The sequence below is a fragment of the Apilactobacillus kunkeei genome (assembly GCF_001421115.1).
Taxonomy (GTDB): domain Bacteria; phylum Bacillota; class Bacilli; order Lactobacillales; family Lactobacillaceae; genus Apilactobacillus; species Apilactobacillus kunkeei_F.
Window position 1 is genome coordinate 37,381 of sequence record NZ_JXCW01000002.1, and the last position, 14,503, is coordinate 51,883.

11 protein-coding genes are annotated in these 14,503 nt (G+C 38.0%); all 11 read left to right on the forward strand.

The features are described 5' to 3' along the window. Window positions 1-7 precede the first annotated feature (7 nt). The 11 genes from mfd to lysS all read left to right on the forward strand — a co-directional run bounded on the left by mfd (window position 8) and on the right by lysS (window position 14,125). Window positions 8-3,538, forward strand: a complete 3,531-nt coding sequence (gene mfd / locus RZ55_RS01495; RefSeq protein ID WP_431354838.1) for a transcription-repair coupling factor — start codon at window positions 8-10, stop codon at window positions 3,536-3,538. After that, window positions 3,528-5,105: a putative polysaccharide biosynthesis protein gene (locus RZ55_RS01500; RefSeq protein WP_057175589.1), complete on the forward strand. Its 1,578-nt coding sequence runs from the start codon at window positions 3,528-3,530 to the stop codon at window positions 5,103-5,105. The genes mfd and RZ55_RS01500 overlap by 11 nt, the downstream gene beginning before the upstream one ends. Further along, window positions 5,102-5,374, forward strand: a complete 273-nt coding sequence (locus RZ55_RS01505) for an RNA-binding S4 domain-containing protein (RefSeq protein ID WP_034532483.1) — start codon at window positions 5,102-5,104, stop codon at window positions 5,372-5,374. The genes RZ55_RS01500 and RZ55_RS01505 overlap by 4 nt, the downstream gene beginning before the upstream one ends. An 87-nt stretch (window positions 5,375-5,461) precedes the next feature. Further along, window positions 5,462-5,839, forward strand: a complete 378-nt coding sequence (locus RZ55_RS01510) for an FtsB family cell division protein (protein WP_034532484.1) — start codon at window positions 5,462-5,464, stop codon at window positions 5,837-5,839. Between the two features lie 95 nt (window positions 5,840-5,934). After that, entirely contained in the window at window positions 5,935-6,393 is a 459-nt protein-coding gene (locus tag RZ55_RS01515; RefSeq protein ID WP_034532485.1) for a S1 domain-containing RNA-binding protein, read from the forward strand. 79 nt (window positions 6,394-6,472) lie between these two features. Beyond that, on the forward strand, window positions 6,473-7,840 hold the full coding sequence (gene tilS / locus RZ55_RS01520; RefSeq protein ID WP_057175590.1) for a tRNA lysidine(34) synthetase TilS: 1,368 nt from the start codon (window positions 6,473-6,475) through the stop codon (window positions 7,838-7,840). 21 nt (window positions 7,841-7,861) lie between these two features. After that, the gene (hpt, locus tag RZ55_RS01525; protein WP_034532486.1) at window positions 7,862-8,404 is read left to right on the forward strand and encodes a hypoxanthine phosphoribosyltransferase; all 543 of its coding nucleotides are present in this window, start codon (window positions 7,862-7,864) and stop codon (window positions 8,402-8,404) included. A gap of 117 nt (window positions 8,405-8,521) precedes the next feature. Next, complete coding sequence (ftsH, locus tag RZ55_RS01530) at window positions 8,522-10,510, forward strand: ATP-dependent zinc metalloprotease FtsH (RefSeq protein WP_057175591.1); 1,989 nt, start codon at window positions 8,522-8,524, stop codon at window positions 10,508-10,510. 65 nt (window positions 10,511-10,575) lie between these two features. Then, window positions 10,576-11,466, forward strand: a complete 891-nt coding sequence (gene hslO / locus RZ55_RS01535) for an Hsp33 family molecular chaperone HslO (protein ID WP_057175592.1) — start codon at window positions 10,576-10,578, stop codon at window positions 11,464-11,466. A 75-nt stretch (window positions 11,467-11,541) separates the two neighbouring features. Then, on the forward strand, window positions 11,542-12,552 hold the full coding sequence (gene dusB / locus RZ55_RS01540) for a tRNA dihydrouridine synthase DusB (RefSeq protein ID WP_034534372.1): 1,011 nt from the start codon (window positions 11,542-11,544) through the stop codon (window positions 12,550-12,552). 64 nt (window positions 12,553-12,616) lie between these two features. Continuing rightward, window positions 12,617-14,125 (forward strand): lysine--tRNA ligase, encoded by a 1,509-nt coding sequence (lysS, locus tag RZ55_RS01545; protein WP_034532490.1) that lies wholly within the window; start codon window positions 12,617-12,619, stop codon window positions 14,123-14,125. The last annotated feature ends 378 nt before the right edge of the window (window positions 14,126-14,503 follow it).

Genomic DNA, 14,503 nt, shown 5'->3' on the forward strand with positions numbered 1-14,503 from the left:
GATAACTATTTTGGAATTAAGTCAATTTTTCACACAACTGCCACAATATGATGAGATTGTTAATGATTTAGCACCCAAACATCGTCAGTTAGTGACTGGTTTATCAGGTTCTGCGAAGACAATGATGATTGCTGCATTGTTTATGTCAACAAAGAAAAACTTCTTGATTGTTACTGATACTTTATCCAGATGTGATGATATTGTTGAAGATTTACAAAATGTTGTCTCCGAAGATGATGTATTAGAATTTCCAGTCGAAGAAGTCTTAGCCGCAGAAGTTGCCACCAGTTCACCTGAATACAAGGCCACTCGTGTGCAAGCTTTATCAAAGCTATTAAGCGATGAACCTAAGATTATCGTAACGTCTGTTTCCGGTACCAAACGTATTTTGCCGGAACCTGGCGATTTTTCTGATGCTAATTTAACCATCTCGATCGACGATGAAGTTAATTTAGATGAATTAAGAAACAAACTATTTCAAATGGGCTACACACCTGAAAAGATGGTGGCAGCACCAGGTGAATTTTCACTTCGTGGATCAATTATCGATATTTATCCATTGAACTCAGAATATCCAGTTCGAATTGATTTATTCGATACTGATGTCGATTCATTGAGATATTTTGACGTATCTAATCAAAGAAGTTTGGAAAATATTGAAACCATATCGGTACTACCAGCGACTGATATGGTATTAAACGAAGCACAAAGACAACAAGCAGTTGCTAATTTAACACAACTACGTGATAAACGTTTAGCCAAACTGGATAACGACGAACTAAAGCAACGCCTAAGTGATGCTGTTTCAACCATGATTGATGATGCCAATGAAGGGATTATTGATCCAGATTGGATAATGTATGCTAAGGCAATGTATGAAAACGAAACGACCATCTTTGACTATCTGGATGATGATGGTGTCGTTTTATTCGATGACTACAGTCGTATCTTAGAAAACAGCCAACAACTAGTCGAAGAAGAACAATCATGGGCTAATGACAAGTTTGACCATGGTGAAATTGCATCCACCGATTTATTTAGCGTGGACTTTAGAGAACACTTCCACAAAATTAACCAGGCAGAAATTTTAATGTCATTGTTCCAAAAGGGGATTGGGAACCTTAAGTTAACCCAATTAAATGATATTAAGGTTCGTCCAATGCAAAAGTTCTTCGGTCAAATGCCACTATTGAAGACTGAAATTGATAGATGGCACAAACAAGATGACACCGTTGTGATTTTGGTGAAGGACAAGGCCAGAATGCAAAAGGTATCGCAAACATTGACTGACTTTGAAATCGAATCCGTTCAAACCACCAGTGACAACATTTTAGAACATCAAGTCCAAGTGGTCAGTGAACGCTTGAAGAATGGGTTTGAATTGCCAATCAAACAATTGGCGGTAATTACCGAATCAGAAATGTTTACGACCGTCCACAAGAAACGACCACGTCGTCAAACATTTTCTAACGCGGAACGAATCAAGAGCTACGCTGATTTAAAACCGGGCGACTATGTCGTTCATGCTAACCACGGGATTGGTAAGTATGAAGGGATGAAGACCATGGAAGTCGATGGTAAGCACCAAGACTACATGACCATTGCTTACCAAAAGAATGCCAAGTTATTCATTCCGGTTACTCAATTAAACTTGATTCAAAAGTACGTTTCATCCGAAGACAAACACCCACGTGTTAACAAGTTGGGTGGAAGTGAATGGCAAAAGACGAAGTCAAAGGTTCAAGGAAAGATTGAAGATATCGCCGATGACCTAATTGACTTATACGCTAAACGTTCCAACCAGGTAGGATACGCCTTTCCAGAAGATGACGAGTACCAAGAAGAATTTGAGGGGGCATTCCCATACCAACCAACACCTGACCAGGTCAAGAGTTCTGAAGAAATTAAAAAGGATATGGAACAACCACATCCAATGGATCGTTTACTAGTTGGGGATGTTGGTTACGGTAAGACCGAAGTAGCATTGCACGCTGCCTTTAAGGCGATCGAAGCAGGTAAACAGGTGGCATTTTTGGTACCAACTACCGTGTTGGCACAACAACACTACGAAACAATGGTGAACCGTTTTGAAGGTTTCCCAGTTTCAGTAGCAGTGCTATCTCGTTTTAGAACCAAGAAGCAGGTTGAAGAAACCAAAAAAGGTTTACTAGATGGATCAATCGACATCGTTGTTGGTACTCATCGTTTGCTATCTGATGACATCAAGTTCGCCGACTTAGGATTATTGATGGTCGATGAAGAACAACGCTTTGGTGTTAAACACAAGGAAAAGATTAAACAATTAAAATCTAATGTTGATGTTTTGACACTAACAGCAACCCCAATTCCAAGAACTTTGAACATGTCGATGATGGGAGTTCGCGACCTTTCAGTTATTGAAACGCCACCAGCAAACCGTTACCCAATTCAAACGTACGTAATGGAAGAAAATGCAGGAGCAATTCGTGAGGGGATCACCCGTGAAATGCATCGTGGTGGCCAAGTCTTCTTCATGCACAACCGTGTTTCAGACATTGAAGACACCGTCATGAAGTTACAAACATTGGTTCCAGATGCTAGAATTGCTTACATTCACGGTCAAATGACCGAAAACCAATTGGAAACTATCCTCTATGATTTTGTTAACGGTGAATACGACGTGTTAGTAACCACAACAATCATCGAAACTGGGGTCGACATTCCAAACGCCAATACGTTGTTTGTCGAAGATGCTGATCACATGGGACTATCCCAGTTGTATCAAATTCGTGGACGAATCGGTCGTTCTAACCGTGTCGCTTATGCGTACTTTATGTATAAACCAAACAAAGTGTTGACCGAAGTTTCAGAAAACCGTTTGGAAGCTATCAGGGACTTTACCGAACTGGGTTCTGGTTTCAAGATTGCCATGCGTGACTTATCACTTCGTGGTGCCGGGAACCTTTTAGGTAAGCAACAATCAGGATTCGTCGATTCGGTTGGTTATGATATGTATACTCAAATGTTAGCCGATGCCGTGGCAAATAAACGTGGTCGTCGTGCCGAACAACGAGTTGATACAACAGTCGAAATGGACGTGGAAGCATACTTGCCTAGTGAATATATTCAAGATGAAAAACAAAAGATTGAATTATACAAGCGAATTAGACAAATGCAAAACGACGATCAATATCGTGAACTACAGTCTGATTTAATTGACCGTTTCGGTGATTATCCAACTGCGGTTGAAAACCTATTAACAATCAGTCGCATTAAGATGTATGCCGACTCATCGTTAATTGAAAAGATTAGACAAACACCAAAACAAATCACAGTCACTCTATCAACGATTGGAACTCAATTCTATGACAGTAAGCAAGTGCTAAAGGCAATTGCGCAAACAGAGTTTAGATCAATGGTTGGTACTGCTAACAACAAGATGCAAATTACCTTAATCATTCAACCTAATATGGATGAACAAAAGTGGTTAGGTGAATTGAGTAAGTTTGTCGAAGCATTAGATAAAGAACATACAGGAAACTTAACAAATGAAAAATGACAATAAACTATCAGTGATAATGAAGGGTGCGATGATTTTATCAATCGCTTCTTTGATTAGTAAGGTACTAAGTGCCGTTTACCGTGTGCCATTTCAAAACTTAGTGGGAAACATTGGATTCTACGTTTTCCAACAGGTTTATCCAATCTATGGAATTGGAATGGTATTAGCTTTAAGTGGGATGCCAATAATTATTTCACGTGTTATCGCTGAGCAGGAAACAACATTGCAGAAAAAAGCACTTCTAAGGCAGCTATTTATCGTGCTTTCAATCTTTGGTGGGTTGATATTTATCATCTGCCAGATTAAGGCAACATCGATTGCTGCTCTAATGGGTGACATCAGATTAGATAGTTTGATTCGAGCAGTCAGCTGGATGTTTTTAATGATGCCAATCTTGGCATGTTTAAGAGGTTACTTCCAGGCAACATTGATTATGAAGCCAACCGCTTATTCACAGGTAGTAGAACAAGTGATTCGAGTTGGGTTAATCATTGCTGCTGCATACGTTGGGGTTAGACACCACGTGGATCCATATACAATTGGAACGTATGCAATGGTGGCAACGCCAGTTGCTGAGATTTTCTCGGTGGCTATATTAATTCGCTACTACGCGGTGGATATTAAGCGACTACCGAGTCAAAAGGTAATGTCGTATCAATCATTGTTGAAACGATTATTGTTTGAAGGTGGCACAATCTGCATGCTTTCATCGCTAATGGTCTTAATGCAACTAGTTGATTCGTTTACCGTCCGTAAAGGATTGTTATTAAACGGATTGAACTTGATTGATTCACAGGCGGTCAAGGGAATCTATGATCGTGGCCAGCCACTAGTTCAATTAGGGTTGGTAATTGCTACATCATTTGCTTCTGCCATCTTGCCATCATTAAGTTTGTCCTATTCCAAGAAACAAATGAAGTCGTTTCATAACCTAGCATCCGAAATGCTTAGGGTCAGCATGTTTATGACCGTCGGAGTGGCAGTAGGGATGATTAGCTTGATGCCACTAATTAACCGTTTGCTATTTAACAGTGGTCAACAAAACACCACAATTAGTATCTTTATGATTAGTGTGGTTCTAACAACGATGATTACGATTTATAGTAGTATTTTGCAAAGTGCAAATCACTTTAAAATTACCATTATCGCGATTATATTAGGGTTAGCAGCTAAGATATTGCTTACCAAGGAAATGGTTGCCCACATGGGAATCGCCGGTGCAAGCATTTCCACTGTGATTAGTTTGCTATTAATGCTAATCGTGGAAGTGAAGTTTGCACCAATTGACATCGTTAAAATTGAAAACAAGTGGAGCTTCTTATGGAAGTTAACTGTGATTGCTATAGTGATGTTGGTCGTTGAAATGATTTTGATGAACCTATTTGGATCAATTCATTTGGTTCACAGTCAAAGATTGAGTGCCATCTTCTCACTATGTTTCTTAGTTCCAATCGGTGCAGCCGTCTTTGGTGTCTTAGCGATTAAATGGAAACTATTAACATATCAAGAATGGCAATCAGTGCCATTAGTAAATAACTTTATAGATAGGTGGATGTCGAAATGAGATTAGACAAGTTTTTAAAGATTTCAAGAATTATCAAGAGAAGAACGGTAGCAAAGGATATTGCTGATCAAGGTCGTATTACCATTAACGACCGTGTGGCAAAATCATCATCAAATGTTAATTCAAATGATAAGTTAGTGATTAAGTTTGGTAACAAGACCCTAACCATTCAAGTTAACCAATTGTTTGAAACCACCAAAAAGGCTGATGCAGATAGAATGTACACCGTTTTGGATGAACAATACGAAAGAGATTTCAACGCTGAATAATTAAAATTTAGTTACAAAATTAATTATCTATTTATTTTTTTTAAGAATCATCTATACTATTAAGTAGCAAATTGAGGAGGGGATACCATGGATGTTGATAAGGTTCATCAATTGAATAATCAATACACGAAGATCAAGCGATCTCGACATCAAGAAATTTTACGCAGTCGAAAAAAACGTGGAATTATCCTGGTAAGCTTTTTCCTCGTTGTTATCTTAATGTTGGTTGCGCAAATCTTTATAACTAAATCTAAGATTAGCAACGTTTCTGAACAACAGGTTCAAACTAAGAAAGAACTTAAGAAGAGTAAAATTGATAATCAAAAACTAAAACAAAATATTAAGCAGTTACACGATAAGGACTATATCCAAAAAGTAATTCGTGAAAAATATTACTACACCAAGCCGGGAGAGACTGTTTACAGCCTTCCAGGGGATGTTTCAAAGGATGTAACTCAAAATTAAAATGGTATGAAAAAATACCATTTTTTTTATACAATTATCATTTAAATGGTGCTATACTAAAGTTACTAATCATTATTAGGAGGACAAATTTTTTTATGGCAATTGAAGTTGGAGCAAAAGTTTCCGGCAAAGTATCAGGAATCACTAATTTTGGTGCTTTTGTTGATCTAGGCGAACACAAAACAGGATTGGTTCACATTAGTGAAATTTCTGATGGCTATATCAAAGATATCAAAGATGTATTAAAAGTTGGCGATGACGTTAAAGTTAAGATTCTAAGTGTTGGTGACGATGGTAAGATTGCTTTATCAATCAGAAAAGCAGTTGATAAGCCTGCCGAACCACAAAGAAGAGAACAACCAAAGATGGCCCATGGACATTCAAATCATGGTAAGTTTGGTGATAACCGTCATCACAATGATAACCATAAAAATAACAAGGCTAGTTTTGATGACTTAATGGACAGTTTCCTAAAGGAAAGTGAAAGCAGACTAGCTACAATCAAGAAAAATACTGAAGGTAAGCGTGGAGGCCGTGGCGGTCGCCGTAGTTAACCAAATAAAAAATGATTGGGGTAGATTACCTTAATCATTTTATTTTTACCAAAAAAGAGACTAAAAGGGGACGGTATTAATGCCGGAACAAAATATGACCCAGCAAAAATTTAATCGATTGATTGAGAGTAAGAATTGGTTTAATGAGTCAGACTCTGTGGTTGTCGCGGTATCCGCTGGCGTCGATTCAATGGCATTGCTTAACCTAATGATGAACTTGCCAAAGATGAATCGACCAGAAATTATCGTTGCTCACGTGAACCACCACCTAAGAGCACAAAGCGCAGAGGAAGAACAATATATCAGAAACTTCTGTCAAAGCCATAACGTCAAAATTGAAGTTGGTAACTGGGAAGAACAATTCCATCCAAGTAACGGAATTGAGATGGCAGCTAGAAAATATAGGTATGACTTCTTTTCAAATGTCGCTAAAGACACTAATTCACGTATATTATTAACAGCACATCATGCCAATGACCAAGCTGAGACAGTCTTGATGCGATTAATTCGTGGATCGTTTGTAAAGGACCTAGTCGGGATTAAGGAAAGTCGTAAGTTTAATAATGGTCGCTTGATTCGTCCACTACTGGGTTTTAGCAAGCAAGAACTAACGCAATACATGCAAACCTTATCTATTAAATGGTACGAGGATGACACTAATCAAAAACTAGATGTCACCAGAAACCGAATTAGACATCAGTTGATTCCATTTATCGAATCAGAAAACAATCGTGGGATTGAACACATTAATGACTTCTCACACCAACTGAACTCAATGAAGAAACAAAACGATTTCTTCTTTGAGAAGTTAGCAAATGATATCAGTGTTGATACCAGCACTTTCGAGTTAGGTGCATTCTTGAAGCTGCCCAAATACGTTCAAACCGGATTAATTGATTATCTAATTGATCAAGAAGTGGTTGATGGTTTAAACGTCGACATTGTTAATCAGGTAACTTCACTACTTAATAATGATGAAAAGCCACAGGGTGTCGTTGAGTTATCGAACAATTTGAGCATAAAAAAGGAATATGAAAAATTTTTAATCGAAAATATCAATCAAAACCAAATAACTGGATTTAAAAACGATTATTTTGTGGTAACATTGAATAAATGGTATTTCGAAGATGATATCCAGTGGATGATTACGGATAATTCCAATGTTTCAGATGATGAAGCAAGAAGAGTTTCTCGTTTTAATCTTTTGGATTCAGAATTCCCATTGATTGTACAAAAGACGCAAAATCGTGATAGAATAACGCTTAAAAATGGTGGCCATCAAACGGCTAAGCGACTCTTTATTAACAAGAAGGTACCTGTTGATAAGAGGCAATCTGCCAAGAGTTTGATGACTGATCAGGGAAGGCTATTAGCCGTTTTAGGCTACAGTGAATCTGTATCTATCGATAACTCTAACGCTAGAGTTTATACATTAATCATTAAATAAAGTATGTGGAAGGAGAAACTAATGAACAACGACATTCTAAAAACCTTATACAGTAAGGAAGACATCACAGACGCTTGTCGCAGATTAGGTCAACAAATTACAACTGATTACAAAGACAGAAAACCAGTGGTGGTTGGTGTTTTGAAAGGTGCTATTTTCTTCATGACAGATATTGTCAGAGAAATGGACCTATACATGGACATCGATTTTATTGACGTTTCAAGCTACCATGGAGGTACTGCATCAAGCGGAACCATTGAATTAATGAAAGATATTGATGTGGATGTTAACGGTAGGGATGTTATTTTCATTGAAGATATTATCGATACTGGTAGAACATTGAAATATTTAGAAGACCTATTAGCTGAACGTGGTGCTAAATCAATTAAGGTATGTACTTTAATGGATAAGCCTGAAGGAAGAGTAGTCGAAGCCAAAGCCGATTACGTTGGTCTAGAAGTACCAAACGAATTCGTAGTTGGATATGGTTTAGATTACCAAGGTAAGTATCGTAACCTTCCATATGTTGGAGTATTAAAACCAGAGGTTTATTCAGACAAATAAATGGTTAATTCTTCTGAAAAATGATAATATATGCTTCGTGTAATGTATTGAAAAATTGGCGGGTCTCACCATGTTATTTTTAATACATAAACAAGCATTGAACACAGGAGGCAATTGATGCGTAATAACAATAATAAAGGATTATTCAAGAACAGCCTGTTCTACATAGTGTGCTTCTTGATTGTCTTGGGAGTTACTTTCTTTGTCACATCAAAGAACGGTCAACCTCAAAACAAAGAATTACAATCTAGTCAGTTTGTTCAAGAACTAAAAGATAACAAAATTAAGAGCTTTTCAATTCAACCAGAAAACGGTGTTTACACTGTTTCTGGTGAATACAGAAAGGCCCAAAGCGTTAAATCAAACAATTCTGGTAGCATTTTATTCAGTAATACCAAGAGTGAAACTAAGGTTTCATCATTCAAGACTAAGGTTTTGAAGAACAACGGTACTATTAATGAAATTACAAACTACGCTAAGAAGAATAACGTTAAGATGGGTGCCAAGGCTGCCGATACTGACGGCGGTTTCTGGTCAAACCTAATCTTATCATTACTACCAATGCTAATCATCATCATTTTCTTCTTCGTTATGATGAACCAAATGGGTGGTAAGAATGGTAGCAAGGGCGGCATCATGGGTGTTGGCAAGTCAAAGGCTAAACCAACCAAGAGTGATGTTCGTTTTACAGACGTTGCTGGTGAAGAAGAAGAAAAGCAGGAACTTGTTGAAATTGTTGAATTCTTAAAGGATCCAAAGAAGTTCACCAAGTTAGGTGCTAAAATTCCTCATGGTGTCCTATTAGAAGGACCTCCAGGAACTGGTAAAACTTTATTAGCTAAAGCCGTATCTGGTGAAGCTGGCGTTCCATTCTACTCAATTTCAGGTTCTGATTTCGTTGAAATGTTTGTTGGGGTAGGTGCTAGTCGTGTTCGTGACTTATTCACACAGGCTAAAAAAGAAGCTCCAGCAATCATCTTCATCGATGAAATTGATGCTGTTGGTAGAAAACGTGGTAACGGCATGGGCGGTGGCCATGATGAAAGAGAACAAACATTGAACCAACTATTGGTTGAAATGGATGGTTTCTCAGGTAATGATGGTGTTATCGTAATTGCCGCAACTAACCGTGCTGACGTATTGGATCCTGCCTTGACTCGTCCAGGTCGTTTTGACCGTAAGGTACTAGTCGGTAGACCTGACGTTAAGGGCAGAGAAGCAATCTTAAAGGTACATGCTAAGAACAAGCCAATCGCTGATAACGTTGACTTGCATGAAATTGCTAAACAAACTCCAGGTTTTGTTGGTGCCGATTTAGCTAACTTGTTAAACGAAGCTGCTTTATTAGCTGCTAGAAGAAACAAGTCTGAAATTGGTCCATCAGAATTGGATGAAGCTGAAGACCGTGTAATTGCTGGTCCAGCTAAGAAAGATAAAGTTGTTAGTCAAAAAGAACAAAACATTGTTGCCAACCACGAAGCTGGTCACACAATTGTTGGTTTAGTTCTAAACGATGCTCGTGTAGTTCACAAGGTAACTATCGTTCCTCGTGGACGTGCCGGCGGATACGCAATTATGCTTCCAAGAGAAGATCAACAATTGCTATCTAAGAAGAACGCAATGGAACAACTTGCTGGTCTAATGGGTGGTAGAACTGCCGAAGAAATTATCTTCGACTCATTGTCTTCAGGTGCTTCTAATGATTTCGAACAAGCTACTAACTTAGCTCGCGCTATGGTTACTCAATATGGTATGAGTGAAAAGCTAGGAACTGTTCAATTGGAAAATCCAAACGATGACCCATACGCAAGAAGATATTCTGAAAAGACTGCTTCTGTTATCGATGAAGAAGTAAGAAGATTAATTGATGAAGCTCATGGTCAAGCTCATGACATTATTGAACAACACCGTGAACAACATAAGGTAATCGCTGACGCATTGCTTAAGTACGAAACATTAGACGAAAAGGAAATCTTGAGTTTATACCGTACTGGTAAGATGCCAGAAGAAAACACTTCAAATGATAACGAAGATGCTTCTTTTGAAGAAAGCAAAGAACAACTAGAACAAAAAGAAAATCAACATCAAGATAATGATGAAGACTAACTAATAGAGCGTGGGTTGAATTTATTTGACTCACGCTTTTTTAGGTGATTATGGAGGAATAAAAAATGGCAGACTATTTAACAAAGAGTGTCACTAAAGACGGTATGTTTAGAGCATACGCAATGGAAGCTACTGGCGTAGTTGACGAAGCACAAAAAGATCATAGAACATGGCCTGTATCTTCAGCGGTATTAGGTCGTTCATTGGTAGCTAGTTTATTATTAGCTACATCAGTATTAAAGGGTAAGGAAACAATGACTGTGAAGGTATTGGGTGATGGCCCTGCCGGCCCAGTCTTGGTTGACGTCGATGCAAATGGTCACGTTAAGGGATACATTCACAACCCACACGTTGATTTACCATTAAACAAACACCACAAACTAGATGTTGGTGGTGCCGTTGGACAAGGTAGCCTAGAAGTAATGAAGAATCTAGGTGGCGATGAACCATACGTAAGTAACGTTCAACTAGTTTCAGGTGAAATTGGAGATGACTTTACTTTCTATCTAGCGCAATCAGAACAAATTCCATCAGCTGTTGGTGTATCTGTATACGTAAATGAAGATGGAACCATTGGTGCTGCCGGTGGATACTTAATTCAAGTATTACCTGGCGCATCAGATGATGCAATCAGCAAACTAGAAGAACGTTTGAAGTCAATTCCAATGATTTCAGAACTATTCCTATCAAAACAAAAACCAGAAGACATCTTGAAACTAATCTTTGGTGAAGATAACATCGATATCCTACAAAACATGCCTGTAGAATTTAAGTGTGATTGTTCAAAGGAAAAATTCGGTGAAAAGATTGCCGGTTTAAACGATAAGGAAATCCAAGCCATGATTGACGAAGACCATGGAGCAAAGGTTATCTGTAACTTCTGTGAAACCGAATATAACTACAGCGAAGACGACTTGAGAGCATTGTTGTCCGATAATTCAGATTCAAAAGAATAGTAAGTATGCAGTTTTAATTTTAGTGTGATATGATATTTATCATGCTAAACGTGTTTAATATTGAGGTGAATATAAATGGAATGGAAAATCGGAGATGTTACAATCCCCAATCAAGTAGTTGTTGCTCCAATGGCTGGGGTTACTAACACTGCTTTTAGAATGATTTGTAAAGAATCGGGAGCCGGACTTGTTGTTTGTGAAATGATTTCTGATCGTGGTCTAATGCACAAGAACAAGAAGACTCTAAGTATGTTAGATATTGATCCAAAGGAACACCCAATGAGTATTCAAATTTTTGGTGGTACTAAGGAAACCCTTGTCGAAGGGGCTAAGTTTATCGACCAAGAAACTGATGCCGATATCATTGATATCAACATGGGTTGTCCTGTAAACAAGGTTATTAAGACTGATGCCGGTTCAAAATGGTTATTGGATCCTAACAAAGTATACGAAATGGTTTCATACGTTACTGACGCTGTTAAGAAACCAGTTACTGTTAAGATGAGAACTGGATGGGATGAAGACCACGTATACGCAGTTCAAAATGCATTGATGGCAGAAAAGGCCGGTGCTTCAGCGATTGCAATGCACGGTAGAACTAGAAAACAAATGTACACTGGTAGCGCTGACTGGGATGTTTTAAAACAAGTTGCTGATGCTTTAACAATTCCATTTATGGGTAATGGGGACGTTAGAACTCCTCAAGAAGCTAAGAAGATGTTAGACGAAGTTGGAGCAGACGCCGTAATGATTGGTCGTGCCGCTGAAGGTAACCCATGGATGCTACAACAAACCAGACACTACCTAGAAACTGGTGAACTATTGAAGGAACCTACAGTTGATGAAAAGATTGCAACTGCTAAGGAACATCTACACCGTTTAGTTGGTGTTAAAGGTGAATTTACTGGTCCTCGTGAATTTAGAGGCCAAGCTGCATACTACCTAAAGGGGATTTCTCACTCAGCTAGAGCTAAGGTAGCTTTAAACAATGCAGAGACTGAAGAAGAAATGGATGATATTTTCGACAATTTCCTTGAAAAGACTCATAAAAGAGCAGCAAAAAATGCAGATTTAAGTGAAATGTAATTTTTTAAATTATTTTATGGTATTATGTTAATATAAAATAATTTATTCTGATGGAGGTTTTACTGTGGCACAAGAAAAGCAAATGAATGACCAATTGCGAGTTCGTCGCCAAAAGATGAATGAATTACGAGAAGAAGGGGTCGACCCATTCGGTAGCCGTTTTGAACGTACTCATTTAGCTAAACAATTACACGATAAGTACAACGATAGTACTAAAGAAGAACTAGAGGAAGAAAATCTAAAAGTTGTTATCGCTGGACGTATGGTTGCAAAACGTGGAAAAGGTAAGGTAGGTTTTGGTGATTTACAAGATCGTACCGGTAGAATTCAACTATACGTAAGAAAAGATGAAGTAGGTGAAGACAACTACCATTTCTTCAAGCGTGCCGACTTAGGTGACCACTTAGGTATCGAAGGTGAACTAATTAAGACAGACATGGGTGAATTAACTGTTAAGGCTACTCATGTAACTTTCTTATCAAAGGCTTTGCGTCCATTGCCAGACAAGTACCATGGTCTACAAAACAAGGAACAAAAATACCGTCAAAGATATCTTGATTTGATTTCAAACCGTGATAGTTTTGACCGTTTCCAAAAACGTAGCAAGATTATTTCTGCAATCAGAAACTACCTTGACAACGAAATGGATTGTACTGAAGTAGAAACACCTGTACTACACAACCAAGCTGGTGGTGCTAGTGCACGTCCATTTATTACTCACCACAATGCATTAGACATCGACTTATACCTACGTATCGCACTAGAACTACACTTAAAACGTTTAATCGTTGGTGGTATGGAACGTGTATACGAAATCGGTCGTGTATTTAGAAATGAAGGTATGGATCAAAACCATAACCCAGAATTTACTGAATTAGAATCATACATTGCATACTTCGACTTCCATGATGTCATGGATGAAACTGAAGGTATTTTCAAGGCAGCTGCTAAGGTTGTTACTGACAACGGTATTATTAACTACCGTGGTGAAGAAGTAGACTTTAACAAGCCATTCGAACGTTTACACATGGTAGACGCAATCAAAGAATTTACTGGAATTGATTTCTGGAAAGAAATGAGTCTAGAAGAAGCTAGAAAACTTGCTGACAAGAACAACATTGAATACCAAGATTTCTGGACTGTTGGCCACATTATCAACGAATTCTTCGAAGAAAAGGTTCAACCAGAAATTAAGAACCCAACATTTATCTACGGTCACCCAGTAGAAATCTCACCATTAGCTAAGAAGAACGCTGATGATCCAAGATTTACTGACCGTTTTGAACTATATGTTGAAGGTATGGAATATGCTAACGCATTCTCTGAACTAAATGATCCAATCGATCAAAAGGAAAGATTCCAAGCTCAAGCTGCTGAAAAGGCTAATGGTAACGATGAAGCACAACCAGTCGACTTAGACTACGTTGAAGCTCTAGAATACGGTATGCCACCAACAGGGGGACTAGGTATCGGTATTGACCGTCTAGTTATGTTATTAACTGACGCTGAATCAATCAGAGATGTTCTACTATTCCCAACAATGAGACCAGAAGACAACTCAGAACAAGACTAAGATCTACAACTAAGCGTAGAGAATTGATTAATTTCAATTCTTTACGCTTTTTTTGTTGAAAGTGGTTGACGATGTTCCACAAACTTGATAGTATATTAAATGTTGTTTGAAAGACGAACAGCTCGAAAAAAATAAATTTAAAAAGTTGTTGACATAACAACGGTTACGTGGCATAATATTTATTGTTGTCGTTAAGAGATAACGTTAATAAATTTGATTGCTTGAAAAAAGTTGTTGACATTGTTTCACAGCTTTGATACAATTAAGAAGTCGTAATTTAGACATATAAATGGTAGATCTTTGAAAACTGAACAAGATTGATAATCGATGATGTGTAAGGAACTTACAACTTGGTTGTAAGAATTAAACATTGCGAAG